Annotated in this window: 12 protein-coding genes; 8 read left to right on the top strand and 4 right to left on the bottom strand. The window is 56.2% G+C overall.

Features of this window, described 5'->3' with window-relative positions; translation table 11 throughout:
• The first annotated feature begins 71 nt into the window (after positions 1-71).
• The 6 genes from ACUTSU_RS19985 (at position 72) to ACUTSU_RS19960 (ending at position 6923) form a co-directional block, all read left to right on the top strand.
• Positions 72-263 carry a fumarylacetoacetate hydrolase family protein gene (locus ACUTSU_RS19985; protein WP_445654658.1) on the top strand — a complete coding sequence of 64 codons (192 nt, stop codon included), beginning with the start codon at positions 72-74 and terminating at the stop codon, positions 261-263.
• 211 nt (positions 264-474) lie between these two features.
• Complete coding sequence (gene greB, locus ACUTSU_RS19980) at positions 475-948, top strand: transcription elongation factor GreB (RefSeq protein ID WP_445652790.1); 474 nt, start codon at positions 475-477, stop codon at positions 946-948.
• Positions 949-1105: 157 nt separating this feature from the next.
• On the top strand, positions 1106-3439 hold the full coding sequence (locus ACUTSU_RS19975; RefSeq protein ID WP_445654636.1) for a Tex family protein: 2334 nt from the start codon (positions 1106-1108) through the stop codon (positions 3437-3439).
• 633 nt (positions 3440-4072) lie between these two features.
• Positions 4073-4297, top strand: coding sequence for a ferrous iron transporter A (gene feoA, locus ACUTSU_RS19970; RefSeq protein ID WP_445652792.1), 225 nt, complete (start codon positions 4073-4075; stop codon positions 4295-4297).
• 71 nt (positions 4298-4368) lie between these two features.
• A complete protein-coding gene (gene feoB, locus ACUTSU_RS19965; RefSeq protein ID WP_445652793.1) occupies positions 4369-6684 on the top strand; it encodes a Fe(2+) transporter permease subunit FeoB in 2316 nt (771 codons plus the stop codon).
• Positions 6684-6923, top strand: coding sequence for a FeoC-like transcriptional regulator (locus ACUTSU_RS19960; protein ID WP_445652809.1), 240 nt, complete (start codon positions 6684-6686; stop codon positions 6921-6923). The genes feoB and ACUTSU_RS19960 overlap by 1 nt, the downstream gene beginning before the upstream one ends.
• A 47-nt stretch (positions 6924-6970) precedes the next feature.
• Here ACUTSU_RS19960 and ACUTSU_RS19955 read toward each other — a convergent pair whose 3' ends face one another.
• Both ACUTSU_RS19955 and bioH read right to left on the bottom strand, forming a co-directional pair.
• Complete coding sequence (locus tag ACUTSU_RS19955; protein WP_445652794.1) at positions 6971-7255, bottom strand: YdgH/BhsA/McbA-like domain containing protein; 285 nt, start codon at positions 7253-7255, stop codon at positions 6971-6973.
• Between the two features lie 246 nt (positions 7256-7501).
• Positions 7502-8296 carry a pimeloyl-ACP methyl ester esterase BioH gene (bioH, locus tag ACUTSU_RS19950; RefSeq protein WP_445652795.1) on the bottom strand — a complete coding sequence of 265 codons (795 nt, stop codon included), beginning with the start codon at positions 8294-8296 and terminating at the stop codon, positions 7502-7504.
• 42 nt (positions 8297-8338) lie between these two features.
• On the opposite strand from bioH, the gene gntX reads away from it, so the two are divergent.
• Positions 8339-9022, top strand: a complete 684-nt coding sequence (gene gntX, locus ACUTSU_RS19945) for a DNA utilization protein GntX (RefSeq protein ID WP_445652796.1) — start codon at positions 8339-8341, stop codon at positions 9020-9022.
• Positions 9023-9355: 333 nt separating this feature from the next.
• Positions 9356-9931 carry a Fe-S biogenesis protein NfuA gene (nfuA, locus tag ACUTSU_RS19940; RefSeq protein ID WP_261432458.1) on the top strand — a complete coding sequence of 192 codons (576 nt, stop codon included), beginning with the start codon at positions 9356-9358 and terminating at the stop codon, positions 9929-9931.
• Between the two features lie 82 nt (positions 9932-10013).
• Here the strand turns inward: nfuA and malQ are convergent, their stop codons facing one another.
• Together malQ and malP are read right to left on the bottom strand one after the other, a co-directional pair.
• Entirely contained in the window at positions 10014-12104 is a 2091-nt protein-coding gene (gene malQ, locus ACUTSU_RS19935) for a 4-alpha-glucanotransferase (protein ID WP_445652797.1), read from the bottom strand.
• 9 nt (positions 12105-12113) lie between these two features.
• The gene (malP, locus tag ACUTSU_RS19930; RefSeq protein WP_445652798.1) at positions 12114-14519 is read right to left on the bottom strand and encodes a maltodextrin phosphorylase; all 2406 of its coding nucleotides are present in this window, start codon (positions 14517-14519) and stop codon (positions 12114-12116) included.
• Between the last annotated feature and the right edge of the window lie 173 nt (positions 14520-14692).

Below are 14692 nucleotides of genomic sequence, written 5' to 3'. Positions count from 1 at the left end.
TAGCCCTGGTGCCGGCGAGTCTACCCTCACTCTAAGCCGCCAGTAACAATGCACCTAATGTTCTCCCGGACATTCATCGGTACTTTTGTCGTCATCGCATTGGAATAACCCACGTATTTCCCCCCGATAAAATCGGCGACCCGAACGCGCTGGATCTCAGCATTCGGGTCAACGGTCAGCTCCGGCAGCACTCCAACACTCGTCACCTGATTTATAACGTACAGCGCCTGATCGCCTATGCCTCGGCGATGTTTACCCTGTAGCCGGGGGACATGATTTATACCGGTACACCGCAGGGGTCTCCGCGATACAGGCAGGCGCTCGCATCGACGTCAGTATCGAGCGCATCGGTGAGATGTCGGTCACGATCGTCGACAGCGTCCCCTGACTGGTTCTATTTTCGATGCCTCTGGCCCCGTATCTGTCGTACACTTCGCGCTATAGGTTCCACTATTGCCACGGTAACAAGGTTGCATGAGAACTCCGCTTATCACCCGTGAAGGGTACGAAAAACTGAAAAAAGAGCTGGACTACCTCTGGCGTGAAGATCGGCCAGAGGTCACCAAAAAAGTGACCTGGGCGGCCAGCCTGGGTGACAGAAGCGAAAATGCCGACTATCAGTACAACAAAAAACGGTTGCGGGAAATCGATCGCCGGGTGCGTTACCTGACCAAGTGCCTCGAACAGTTGAAGGTCGTCGACCACTCGCCGCAGCAGGAAGGTAAAGTCTTCTTTGGTGCCTGGGTAGTGGTGGAAAACGAAGATGGCGAGATCAAACGCTTTCGCATCGTCGGCTATGACGAGATTTTTGGCCGCCGGGACTACATCTCCATCGATTCACCGATGGCCCGCGCGCTGCTGAAAAAAGAAGTGGGAGATGCCGCCACCGTCAACACCCCGGCAGGCGAGGCGCTGTGGTATGTGAATGAGATCGAGTACGTTAAATAAGATTTCAGTTTTTTCCGAGCGGCCGCCCACCGCCGCGGTACAGGCCGCTTTACGCGTCATTGCTGCCGAGAGGCGGCCCGCTTCACTGGCATTTTCCACGAGCAATCCGTATAACTGTTCCCCTGTTTACTAACCATTCTCAACAGATACCAGACCTATGAATGACCCACTGAGCCGCATTATTGCAACAGAACTTCAGGCCCGGCCGGAGCAAGTTGACTCCGCCATCCGTCTGCTGGATGAAGGTAATACCGTGCCCTTTATTGCACGCTATCGTAAGGAAGTCACCGGGGGTTTGGACGATACCCAACTGCGCCAGCTGGAAACCCGCCTGGGTTATCTGCGTGAACTGGAAGACCGCCGTCAGACCATCCTAAAATCGATCGACGAGCAGGGCAAACTGACCGAACAGCTGGCGGAGGCGATCACCGCCACGCAAAGCAAAACCGAACTCGAAGACCTCTACCTGCCGTACAAACCCAAGCGCCGCACCCGTGGGCAGATCGCGATTGAAGCCGGTCTGGAGCCTTTGGCGGACACCCTGTGGCAGGATCCTCAGCAGCAACCTGAACAGTTGGCCGAAGGCTACGTTGACGCCGACAAAGGCGTGGCGGACGTTAAAGCCGCCCTCGACGGTGCGCGTTACATCCTGATGGAGCGCTTCGCCGAAGACGCTGCCTTGCTGGCCAAGGTACGTGACTACCTGTGGAAAAACGCCCATCTGGTATCCAAAGTGGTGGAAGGCAAAGAAGAAGAAGGTGCCAAATTCCGTGACTATTTCGATCACCATGAGCCTATTGCTCATGTACCTTCACACCGTGCTCTGGCGATGTTCCGTGGCCGCAACGAAGGCGTGCTGCAACTGGCGCTCAACGCCGACCCACAGTTTGAAGAAGCCCCGCGCGAAAGCCAGGCGGAACAGATCATCATCAGCCATCTCAACCTGCGTCTGAATAACGCCCCAGCAGATACCTGGCGCAAAGCGGTGGTCAACTGGACCTGGCGTATCAAGGTGCTGCTGCATCTGGAAACCGAACTGATGAGTACCCTGCGCGAACGTGCAGAAGACGAAGCGATCAACGTCTTCGCCCGTAACATGCACGATCTGCTGATGGCCGCACCGGCCGGCATGCGTGCAACCATGGGGCTGGATCCGGGCTTGCGTACCGGGGTGAAAGTGGCGGTGGTGGATGCCACCGGCAAGCTGGTCGCCACCGACACCGTCTATCCGCACACCGGTCAGGCCGCCAAAGCCGCGGCCATCGTCGCGGCACTGTGCATCAAACATAAGGTGGAACTGGTTGCCATCGGCAACGGTACCGCGTCGCGTGAAACCGAGCGTTTTTACCTTGATTTGCAACAGCAGTTCAGCGAAGTCAAAGCACAGAAAGTGATCGTCAGCGAAGCCGGTGCCTCGGTATATTCCGCCTCCGAACTGGCGGCGCTGGAGTTCCCGAATCTCGACGTCTCGCTGCGTGGTGCCGTCTCCATCGCCCGCCGCCTGCAGGACCCGCTGGCCGAGCTGGTAAAAATCGATCCAAAATCCATCGGTGTTGGCCAGTACCAGCACGATGTCAGCCAAAGCCAACTGGCGAAAAAGCTCGATTCGGTGGTTGAAGACTGCGTAAACGCCGTTGGGGTCGATCTGAACACCGCCTCGGTGCCGCTGCTGACCCGCGTAGCCGGCCTGACGCGCATGATGGCGCAGAACATCGTCACCTGGCGTGATGAGAACGGCCGTTTCAGCAACCGTGAGCAGCTGTTGAAAGTCAGTCGCCTGGGGCCAAAAGCCTTTGAGCAGTGTGCTGGCTTCCTGCGTATCAACCACGGTGACAATCCGCTGGACGCTTCGACCGTTCACCCGGAAACCTACCCGGTAGTCGAACGTATTCTGGCCGCCACCCGCCAGGCATTGCAGGATCTGATGGGTAACCCATCAGCCGTACGCAGCCTGAAGGCCGGCGATTTTACCGACGACAAGTTCGGCGTACCGACGGTGACCGACATCCTGAAAGAGCTGGAGAAACCAGGCCGCGATCCGCGTCCGGAATTCAAAACAGCTACCTTTGCCGAAGGCGTCGAAACCCTGAGCGACCTGCAGCCGGGGATGATCCTGGAAGGTTCAGTGACCAACGTCACCAACTTCGGGGCCTTTGTCGATATCGGCGTGCATCAGGACGGTCTGGTGCATATCTCCTCGCTGGCGGACAAGTTTGTCGAAGATCCGCACACCGTAGTGAAAGCCGGCGACATCGTCAAAGTGAAGGTGATGGAAGTTGACCTGCAGCGCAAACGCATCGCGCTGAGCATGCGTCTGGACGAGCAACCGGGGGAAGGTTCACCACGCCGCGGCGGTAACGCCGCCCCGGCAAGAGACAACGCAAACCGGGCACCGGCCAATAAGGCCAAACCACGCGGCAACAACAACACCTCGGCGGGTAACAGCGCCATGGGCGATGCGCTGGCAGCGGCATTCGGCAAAAAATCTTAATCAGGCCCTGGCCAGGCCAATGGGATGCAGGGCGGAGTAAACTCCGCCCTTTCTTGCCGAACTATCCCCGCGATTATTTGACCCGCCTCAATAAACCTGCATATTTCTCCAATCTTGCCAACAGCCATAATGGCCCGATGTTTCAGGCCTGAAAATAGCCATCGATTAACACCGTTATTAACATCATGTTCTCATTTTGGTATTTCTCAGAGAAACACAAATAGTTACCGCTCGTATTTAGCCACTGAGATGTTGCCAAATAAATACCAATAGTGACACTTCCGGATCATGACTATTGAGTTTTTCGCTAATTTTTTCAATCTGGAAAAAAATACTACAATAATGTAACTGATTTAACCAATCATTCTCATTTACACTTGGCCAGGCTGGGTGATAAAAGTAGCCCCATCAGGCAATCTCGATCGTTAAATGTGATCGCCACAACCTTTGGTTGCCAATACCCCTATTTTTTGTATTGAATGCGATAATGATTCTCACTATTATTATTTTGCGTGTTCACTACATTACTTCATGGATTGAAAACGTCGCCGGCGCGTCATGTTTACCACGACGCTTCCTTTGGAACGTTCTTTATCACCATCAGCCCAATAAGCTGGGCTCAGGGAAGGTTACATGCATCTTCTGCCTAAACGATCGTATAAGATCGCCGGCTTCGCCAATGACATTGGCCCAGCCTACCGCCAGAAACTTTTATCACTCGGCATACTGCCGGGTTCATCGTTTGAAGTAGTGCGCGTAGCGCCGCTGGGCGATCCCATAGAAATTAAAACTCGCCGCGTCAGCCTGGTGCTGCGCAGGAAAGATCTGGCCCTGATCCTGCTCGACGGCCAATCCTGACGCTGAGCCGCCTTGCTTTGACCACGCACATTGCCTGGCCCAATTTCCCTTGACTGATATCACGCAAAATTATGAAAAAACTCACTATTGGCTTAATAGGAAATCCTAACTCCGGCAAGACGACGCTGTTTAATCAGCTTACCGGCGCGCGCCAGCGGGTTGGTAACTGGGCGGGGGTGACGGTAGAACGTAAAGAAGGCCTGTTCACCACGCCACAATCCCAGGTCAAACTGGTCGATCTGCCCGGCACCTACTCCCTGACCACCATCTCGGAGCAAACCTCACTCGACGAACAGATCGCCTGCCACTACATCCTGAGCGGCGATGCAGACCTGTTGATCAACGTGGTTGACGCTTCCAATCTGGAGCGCAATCTGTACCTGACGCTGCAACTATTGGAACTGGGCATTCCCTGCATCGTTGCGCTGAACATGCTGGATATCGCCAGAAGCCAGAAAATCGATATTGATACTGCTGCACTGTCCGCACGCCTCGGCTGCCCGGTGGTACCGCTGGTCTCCACCAAGGCCGACGGTATTGGCGTACTAAAGCAGATGATCGACAATCATCAGTTCAACGAATTGAAAGCGCTGGTGCTCTACCCGCCGGTGCTGCTGAAAGAAATGACCACGTTGAGCGATGCGATGCCGCAAAACCTGCCGAGCGAACAGCGTCGCTGGCTGGCACTGCAGATGCTGGAGGGCGATATCTACAGCCATACTTTGGCTGGCCCGGCAGCGGCTCTGCTACCGGCAGCCAAAGAGACACTGCAACAGCAGCATCAGGAAGACCCGGCACTGGTGATCGCCGATGCGCGCTATCAGTCGATTGCCACCCTGTGTGACGCCGTCAGTAATTCTCAGCAGGCGATGCCAAACCGCCTGACCGAAGCATTGGATAAAGTGATCCTCAATCGTTGGCTGGGAGTACCAATCTTCCTGGTGGTGATGTATCTGATGTTCCTGCTGGCGATCAACATAGGCGGCGCACTGCAGCCGATTTTCGATATTGGCTCTGCGGCCATTTTTATCCAGGGCATTCAATGGCTGGGCTTTAACCTGCACTTCCCGGAATGGCTGACCATTTTCCTGGCTCAAGGGGTAGGTGGCGGTATCAACACCGTGCTGCCGCTGGTGCCACAAATCGGCATGATGTATCTATTCCTGTCATTTCTTGAAGACTCCGGCTATATGGCGCGAGCGGCCTTCGTGATGGATCGCCTGATGCAGGCACTCGGACTGCCGGGTAAATCTTTTGTGCCGCTGATTGTCGGCTTCGGCTGTAACGTGCCTTCGATCATGGGTGCACGCACGCTGGATGCTCAGCGCGAACGCCTGATTACCATCATGATGGCGCCATTCATGTCCTGCGGTGCACGGCTGGCAATCTTTGCCGTCTTTGCCGCCGCCTTCTTCGGCCAGGATGGAGCTGGCGTGGTGTTTTCCCTGTATATGCTCGGCATTGTCGTGGCGATCCTCACCGGGCTGGTGTTGAAGTACACCATCATGCGCGGCGAAGCCTCCCCCTTCGTTATGGAGTTGCCGGTCTACCACGTGCCGCACCTGAAAAGCCTGCTGCTGCAAACCTGGCAGCGACTGAAAGGCTTCGTCCTGCGTGCCGGTAAAGTGATCGTGATTGCCAGCATCTTCATTGGCGGCCTGAACAGTTTTTCGTTCAGCGGCAAGCCGGTGGATAACATCAATGACTCCGCGCTGGCATCGGTATCCAAGGTGCTGACACCGCTGCTGCAGCCGATGGGCGTACACAATGATAACTGGCAGGCCACCGTCGGCCTGGTCACCGGGGCCATGGCGAAAGAAGTGGTGGTCGGCACGCTGAACACGCTGTACACCGCCGAACACATCAATAACACCGAGTTTGACGCCGCCAACTTTAACCTGCTGGACGAACTGGGCGGTGCCCTGGACACTACCTGGCAGGGCTTGAAAGACACCTTCAGCCTGAGCGTCCTGTCCAACCCGATTGAGGCCAGCAAGGGCGACGGGGAAATGGACGTCGGTTCGATGGGCGTAATGAGTAGTAAATTCGGTTCCGGGGTTTCCGCCTACAGCTACCTGATTTTCGTGTTGCTGTACGTCCCCTGCGTCTCGGTCATGGGGGCTATCGCCCGTGAATCCAGCCGTGGCTGGATGACCTTCTCCATTCTCTGGGGGCTGAATGTCGCTTACTCGTTGGCCACGTTGTTTTATCAGGTCGCCACCTTCAGCCAGCACCCACAGTACAGCCTGACGGCGATAACCATCGTGGTGCTGTTCAATCTGTTGATCCTGTTCGGCCTGCGTCGGGCGCGCAGTCGGGTAACGGTGCGTCTGGGCAACGCCACACCTGCGGCCTGCTGTCAGGGTGCCAAGGGCAAGTGTCACTGATGGCCGGCCTGTTGCAGGTCCGCGATGCAATGGCACTGCACGGCAGCGTGCAGGCGCTTCAACTCAGCCGTCAGTTGGCGGCTCCGCTGCCGTTAGTGCAGGCAATGCTGGAACGTTTAATCGCGATGGGGAAAGTGGAGCGAATTGAGCAGGATAACGACGCCTGCCTGAGCGGCAGTTGCAAAAGCTGCCCTGAGGGCAAGAAGTGCAGTACGGTGGCCTATCGTTTGAAGTCGTAAGCAAGGATCGGGGCACAGCACAGGCGCGCCCCTTTTTGAATCAATAGTTATTTTTTGTCTTTATACACGTCAGCAATAGCACTGAACTTGCCGTGTTCACGGCCTGCCAGAATAACGTAGTATTGGCCGCCTTTTTCATCGGCCAGTTTGGACAGCTCTTCTTTTGCGTCCATTGGCGACGTGGTCTGTGCGGTGGTGGTTACTGTCCCTACTTTCTCGTATTTACCCGGATTCTTGTCCAGATCTTCCTTGGTCAGCAGGGTAGCTGCCATGGTGCTGAAAGACACTGAACCTACAACTAACGCGGCAATAATCATTTTCAAAGATTTCATTACAATACCTCTCAATGGATAGTTTATTTATTATGAATAACTGTCCAGGGTAAATGCGTCATAACACCAGCTGCCGTGACATTTTCTGACCTCGCTGCTTTCCCTGACGAGAGCCGTTTTCCCAGAGACGAAACGCCAAAGTAAAAAAACCATGAACGGTTTTTTCATTTCCCAGCCAACGCAGTTACCTCCCTAAGTATCGGACAGGTTTATTTTTTATCCACTAAGCGGCTATTTTTTAACGCTTTATTGTGCGTTTTCGCGGCGGATCCCACTTTCGGCCACAAAGGTGCAGATAATTTCAGCGAATTCAACAGGCTGAGAAATAAATGGCGCGTGGGCTGCTTTCGCAATGATGATTGATGGTGAGTGTGGCCAAATGACGTCGAGCAATTCAGCGACCTTGCGCGGCACTAATCCGTCCAGATAACCGTAAACCCGCAACAAGGGTAGCGACAGCTGCGCCAACGGCTGGCGGAGGTCGGCAGTCCGCAATATTTCAAGACCGCCGTTCAGGACTTCAACACTCGGCGTCGGCTGGTTAAGCACCACCGATTTCAGCAGACGGGCGTCCTGTCGTGCGCTTTCCGTGCCCAGCGTCTGTAATGCCAAAAAACGCTCTACGGTACGCTGAAAATCCTGACTCAGCTGATGCTGAAAACCGCTCAGCACTTCCGGGCGGATCCCTGGCCAGTCATCCTGTGCCGCAAAGCATGGCGAAGAAGCCACGGTGATCAACCCATGCACCCGTTGCGGCTGCATCAACGCAATCTGGCTGGCCACCAGCCCACCAAGTGACCAACCCAACCACCAGGCCTGCGCCGGCGCGGCGTCCAACACAATTTCCGCCATTTGCTCGAGCGACATGGCAGCAAACCCCTGGCTGCGGCCATAGCCCGGCAGATCGACCAGATGCAGGCGAAAATGCGGCGTCAACCGCTCAAGCATGCAACTCCACACTTCCGCGTTCAGCCCCCAGCCGTGCAGCAGCACAAGATCGCGATCGCCTTCACCTATTGTTTGCCAGTACAACGCTGTCATCGGTTATTGTCCTTTCATTCTCATCCGTCAGGGAGGACGGCTATGCTATCAATCTACAGCCGCTGTTGGCTATGCCGACAGCCATTACGCCTCAGCCATCATGGCATCTGCAGCTATTGCCTGCGCCACCTGCCGGCCAAACCCTTATGCTGCCCCCGCTGCGGCCTGCCCGCCGGCGATACCGTTTTGCCCTGTGGCCGCTGTCTGCAGCAACCGCCCCCTTGGCAGGCACTGGTGTTCGTCAGCGATTATCAGGCCCCATTACGTCAGCTAATCAAAAAATTCAAATTTCAGCACACTCCGGAGCTGGCGCCGCTGCTGGCACGGCTAATTTTGCTAAACTGGCAGCAGGCGCATCGAGAGCAGCATTTGAACAGACCCGATGTGATTTTAGCGGTACCCTTGCAGGCAAAACGTTGCTGGCGACGCGGTTATAACCAGAGCAGCCTGCTGGCACGGCCACTGGCTTACTGGCTGGGCTGCAACTACCGCCCCGCAGCCCTGAGCCGGGTACGCAAAACCGCTCCGCAACAAGGGTTGCCGGCCCGCATGCGTCGGCGTAATCTGCGCGGAGCATTTCGTTGCCATGAGTCCCTCGAGGGCCGACACGTCGCTCTGTTGGACGATGTGGTAACGACGGGCAGTACGGTGGCGGAAATTGCCAGGTTGTTGCAGCAGCAGGGGGTGGCATCAATACAGATCTGGTGCGTTTGCCGCACGTTGTAGTGCCACAGCAATGGGCGTATTATAATAAGGCTGTGTCCCGCCATTGACCGTGGCACCGTCGCAGACCCAAAAGTCCGTAATCAAGGCGGAGGGGGCAGGGCATAGTGGGCCTACGTTCAAGCCCGACAACACAGAGTACGGGCTTTTGGGGCGCGACCCGAAGGGCTGGGGCCATTTGAACGCGCACCTGTGTTACGAGCCGCTTATTTGGCCCACCAAACCTCACGACTCGCGCCTTGCTGCGCGTCCAAATGACCGCCAGCGGTGCTCACGTTCAATGGCGGGGCGCAGCCTGGTATAGAAGTCAACTATTTGAACTAACGAGCTAATGCCATGATTCGTATAACAGATACTGCACAGGAACACTTTGCCAAACTGCTGGCAAATCAAGAGGAAGGCACCCAAATCCGCGTATTCGTGATCAACCCGGGTACGCCTACAGCCGAATGCGGTGTCTCTTATTGCCCGCCGGACGCGGTTGAAGCGACAGACACCGAGCTGAAGTTCGAAAAGCTGTCCGCCTATATCGACGAACTGAGCAAGCCTTATCTGATTGATGCCGAAATCGACTTCGTCACCGACCAACTGGGCTCGCAGCTGACGCTGAAAGCGCCAAACGCCAAAATGCGCAAAGTGGACGACAATGCCCCCCTGATGGAGCGCGTTGAATACGTATTGCAGTCACAGATCAACCCACAGCTGGCAGGCCACGGCGGCCGTGTGACGCTGATGGAAATCACTGATGACAGCTTGGCGATCCTGCAGTTTGGTGGCGGCTGTAACGGTTGTTCCATGGTCGATGTAACCCTGAAGGAAGGCATCGAGAAAGAGCTGCTGCAGAAGTTCCCTGAACTGAAAGGCGTACGCGATTTGACCGAGCACCAGCGCGGCGAGCACTCCTATTATTAATCCCCTGTTCCAGGGCCAGATGTCCCACAGCGGATAAAAAAATACCGGATTCGGTTTACCCAATCCGGTATTTTCACCTCAATTATCCTACCGATACCTTACGCCGCCGCTTGTCCAAATCCTTCAGTAACCGGTCAACCTGTTGATCGGCAAACATCTCCTCCAGCGTTTGGGTCAGTTTGCGCCGCCAGTTAGGGTACTGACTGCTGGTACCGGGAATATTGACCGGAGCCGCCATGTCCAGCCAGTCTTCCGGCTGCAGACCCAGCAAGGCGCTGGCACTGTCGGCGACATAACGCTGTAAGCCCCGGTTAAGCAACGGGCTCATCTGTAACAACGCCGCCTTTTTTCCTACCTTCTGCGGTACACAACCATAGTGGTGCAGCCCATCCAGCAACCCCTGTTTGGCACGTTCGCGATCGGCGAACAGCCCTTTGAGGATCTCGGCGTCCGGATACAGCCCCAGTTGGTTACCCAACTGCAGGTCACCACTTTGCCAATAACCGCGCAGCGTCGGCAGATCGTGCGTGGTGATGGTCGCCATAGCCTGCACCGGATAGGCCTGCGGTGCGCGGAAGTGGTTCTCACCGTCACGTTCGAAGTACAGCACCTTATAGGAATAAACCCCGCTGTCGCGCAGTTTACCGACAATCTCAACCGGCACGGTCCCGAGGTCTTCGCCAATCACCATGCAGCGGTGACGTTGGCTTTCCAGTGCCAGCACCGCCAGCAGATCGTCCACCGGGTATTTCACATAGGCACCGTGAACCGCGGTTTCACCGTAGGGGATCCACCACAGACGCAGCAACGCCATTACATGATCAATGCGCAGCGCGCCGCAGCTGGTCATATTGGCGCGCAGCAGATCGATAAACGGCTGATAGCCGCGCGCCGCCATCACATGCGGGTCCATCGGTGGCAGACCCCAGTTTTGCCCGAGCGGCCCCAGAATGTCCGGCGGTGCGCCCACCGAGGCTTTCAGACAATAAAGATCCGGCTCGCACCAGGTTTCCGAGCCCCCTTCCGCCACGCCGACTGCCAAATCGCGATACAGGCCAATTGGCATCTGCTGTTGCTGGCTCAGGCGGAAACAATCAGCGAACTGGCTGGCGGCCAGCCACTGCAGCCACAGGTAAAACTGCACCTGATCCTGCTGTTGCTGACAAAATTGCTGCACCGCAGCACTGTCGCCCTGTTGATATTGTTCCGGCCAGGCCGGCCAGCCCCACAGGCTGCTGTCAATGGCTGCCAGATGGGCATGCAGCGCATCAAAAGCCGCCTGTTGATACAGGCTGTCACCGCCTTCGAGAACAAACTGCTCAAATGCCTGACGCTGCTCGTCACCCGCTTTACGCGCCTGGAACTGCGGGAATGCCAGCTGCAGCGCCGCCAGCTTCAGCTGCGTCACCGTGCTGTAATCCACCTGTTCAGTGCTACGCGCTGCGGCCAGTTTTTTTTGCGTGGTCGGTTTCAACCACCATTGCTGTGCGGCGTCGTTGAGCTGGAAATCTTCCACCGCATTAACATCGATATAAATCACGTTCAGCCAGCGGCGCGATGACGGGCTGTACGGGCTGGCGCTTTCCGGATTGGCCGGATACAGCGCGTGGATCGGGTTCAGTCCAACAAAAGCACCGCCCCGTTCACCGACCTGCTCTACCATCTGGCGCAGATCGCCAAAGTCACCGATGCCCCAGTTACGGTCTGAACGCAGGGTATAAAGCTGGACGCAAGCGCCCCACAGCTTCTTTCCGGTCAGTAAGGCATCCGGTTCAAAGCAGCGTCTCGGTGCCACGATCAGCCGGCAATGCCACTGCTGCGCGTCCTGCTTCAACGTCAGTTGGTGATAGCCCGGCGGTAACTCGCCCGGCAGGGTAAAAGTTTTACGCGCGCTGGCACGTCCCTGTCGCTGGCCACCGTCTTCGCGCTGCAGCGTCCACAGATACTCGCCGCTACCTGCCAGCGGCAATGCCACCGGTGCCCCCTGATAGAACACCTTCACCGCCGGTAGCGGCAGCACTGCGGCCTCCAATGGGGTCGTACTGCGCCCCATGGCGTCCAGCAGTCGGCGCTTGGTGTCCTCAGCGATCGCCTGCTGTTGACCGTGGGCATTAATATAATCGGCAGCGATACCCGCCTGAGCTGCCGCCTGATCGATGACCTTGTGCTCCATTCGTTCTCCTTAACGCTTGGCTTGCCAGATACGCTGCTGGTAGTCACGAATCGAACGATCCGAACTGAACATACCGACACGCGCGGTGTTAAGAATAGTACGACGCGTCCACTCATCACGGTCACGATAGAGTTCATCTACCTGCTGTTGAGCTTTGCAATAAGAAGCAAAGTCCGCCAGCACCAAATAAGGGTCGCCGCCTTCCAGCAGGCTGTGCAGCATCATGTCGAAAGCATGCTTGTCGCCGTGGCTAAATGCACCGCTCGCCAGCTCGTCCAGGATCGCCTTCAGGTGCTTGTCTTTCTTGCGATAGCTGAGCGGATCATAGCCTTTTGCCAGCAACGCCTTCACCTGATCCACGGTGTTACCAAAGATAAAGATATTGTCTTCACCCACCTGCTCGGCGATTTCCACGTTAGCGCCATCCAGGGTGCCGACGGTCAGCGCACCGTTCAATGCCAGCTTCATGTTGCCGGTGCCGGAGGCTTCTTTACCTGCAGTGGAAATCTGCTCGGAAATATCTGCCGCCGGGATCATCAGCTCAGCAACAGACACGCGGTAGTCAGGAATAAACGCCACTTTCAGACGATCCTTCACCAGTGGATCGTTGTTGATCTTTTCAGCCGCCTGATTGATCGCGTAAATGATGTTTTTCGCCAGGTAGTAGCCCGGTGCCGCTTTGGCACCGAACAGGAACACCCGCGGCACGATATCGAGTTGCGGATTATCGCGCAGTTGACGATACAGCGACAGAATGTGCAGCAGGTTCAAATGTTGGCGTTTGTATTCGTGCAGGCGTTTGATTTGTACGTCGAAAATCGCGTCCGGATTGAGCGTCAACCCCATCACGTCGTGTACATAGTTGGCCAATACGACTTTGTTATCACGTTTGATTTGCTGATAACGCTGGCGGAACGCCGCATCATCGGCGTATTTCTCCAGCCCTTTCAGGGCATCAAGGTCGTTCGCCCACTCCATCTTCAGCGTTTCATCAATCAGCCCTGACAGCGCCGGGTTACACTGCTTCAGCCAGCGGCGTGGCGTAATGCCGTTGGTGACGTTATGGAATTTGTTTGGCCACAGCTGGTGATATTCCGGGAAAAGGTCTTTCACCACCAGATCGGAGTGCAACTGGGCCACGCCGTTGACTGCAAAACCGCTGACCACGCACAGGTTAGCCATGCGCACCTGTTTATCATGGTGCACCGCCAGCTTGGCCCACACCGCATCGTCGCCCGGCCAGTGTTTACCCACCAGTTTTTTGAAGTTGGCATTGATCTGCTTGATGATGGAGAAATGACGCGGCAGCAGGCTGCGTACCAGCTTCTCATCCCAGCACTCCAGCGCTTCCGGCATCAGGGTATGGTTGGTGTAGGCGAAAGTTTTGCTGGTAATCGCCCAGGCGGCATCCCAGTCCAGCTGATGCTCATCGAGCAGAAGGCGCAGCATTTCCGGAATGGCGATGGTCGGGTGGGTATCATTGAGCTGGATCACTTCGTACTTCGGCAGCTCTTCAATCTTGCGGCCCGCCAAATGGTGCTTACGCAGAATATCGGCCACCGAACAGGCACACTGGAAGTATTGCTGCATCAGGCGCAGGCGCTTACCCGCCTGGTGGTTGTCATTCGGGTACAGCACCTTGGTCAGCTTGGCCGCTTCCACGCCCTGTTTCTCCGCCTGCAGGAATTTGCCGTCGTTGAAATCGCTCAGATCAAACGGATGCTGATGGGTGGCCTGCCACAGGCGCAGCGGCTGGGTCACACCATTACGGAAGCCCAACACCGGCAGATCCCAGGCTTCACCGCGCAGGGTAAACTCAGGGCGCCACAGTTCGCGGCCATCGGCCAGTCTCTCCAGTTTCCCACCGATGCCCACATCCACCGACAGCGCCGCATTGTGGCGGAACCACGGGTAGCTTTCGCGCTGCCAGTTGTCCGGGGCTTCTTGCTGCTGGCCACCGCTAAATGACTGACGGAAAAGCCCATACTGATAATTCAGCCCGTAGCCGGTGGCTGGCTGCTCCACCGTTGCCATCGAGTCCAGGAAACAGGCCGCCAGGCGCCCCAGCCCGCCATTACCCAACGCCGGATCGGTTTCCTGCTCCAGAAGATCCGCCAGCTTGATATCCTGTTCCGCCAATGCCTGCTCGACGGTGTCGTACCAGCCCAGGTTAATCAAGTTGTTAGCCGTCAGGCGGCCAATCAGAAACTCCATCGAAATGTAGTTCACATGGCGCAACGACTTATTGCTTTTACGCGGAGCCGGTTGTGCAGCAAGCTGCTCGGCCAGTGCGCGGCTGACCGCTTCCCACCATTGGTGCTGGGTCATCTGTTGTGCAGAACTGAGGCCAAACTGTTGCCACTGACGGTTCAGTGCCGCCAGAAAAGCATCCTTTTTAAGCGTAGGCTGTGACATAAGGAAAACTCTCTATCCAGTAAGTGGGTCAAATTACCGTTATCGTGCCGGGGAGAAACAGTGAAGGCATCATCCCGCCTGGGGATTAGCTGGGGAGGAGGATTGGGGCGTAGCTAAAATTGTGATCTCAGGCACTTTTTGACTCCCTTGCATCATGCAAAAAAGCCCACCGA

The organism is Serratia sp. NA_13 (genome assembly GCF_052691735.1).
Note: the sequence above shows the minus strand (reverse complement) of the source record. Positions and strands in the feature narration are given on the sequence as shown.

Excerpts from the sequence above, each read along its gene's own strand:
- greB (WP_445652790.1), top strand. The coding sequence starts at position 475 with ATGAGAACTCCGCTTATCACCCGTGAAGGGTACGAAAAACTGAAAAAA.
- malP (WP_445652798.1), bottom strand. The coding sequence starts at position 14,519 with ATGTCACAGCCTACGCTTAAAAAGGATGCTTTTCTGGCGGCACTGAAC.
- ACUTSU_RS19955 (WP_445652794.1), bottom strand. The coding sequence starts at position 7,255 with ATGAAATCTTTGAAAATGATTATTGCCGCGTTAGTTGTAGGTTCAGTG.
- nfuA (WP_261432458.1), top strand. The coding sequence starts at position 9,356 with ATGATTCGTATAACAGATACTGCACAGGAACACTTTGCCAAACTGCTG.
- feoB (WP_445652793.1), top strand. The coding sequence starts at position 4,369 with ATGAAAAAACTCACTATTGGCTTAATAGGAAATCCTAACTCCGGCAAG.
- ACUTSU_RS19960 (WP_445652809.1), top strand. The coding sequence starts at position 6,684 with ATGGCCGGCCTGTTGCAGGTCCGCGATGCAATGGCACTGCACGGCAGC.
- ACUTSU_RS19975 (WP_445654636.1), top strand. The coding sequence starts at position 1,106 with ATGAATGACCCACTGAGCCGCATTATTGCAACAGAACTTCAGGCCCGG.
- bioH (WP_445652795.1), bottom strand. The coding sequence starts at position 8,296 with ATGACAGCGTTGTACTGGCAAACAATAGGTGAAGGCGATCGCGATCTT.
- malQ (WP_445652797.1), bottom strand. The coding sequence starts at position 12,104 with ATGGAGCACAAGGTCATCGATCAGGCGGCAGCTCAGGCGGGTATCGCT.
- gntX (WP_445652796.1), top strand. The coding sequence starts at position 8,339 with ATGCTATCAATCTACAGCCGCTGTTGGCTATGCCGACAGCCATTACGC.
- feoA (WP_445652792.1), top strand. The coding sequence starts at position 4,073 with ATGCATCTTCTGCCTAAACGATCGTATAAGATCGCCGGCTTCGCCAAT.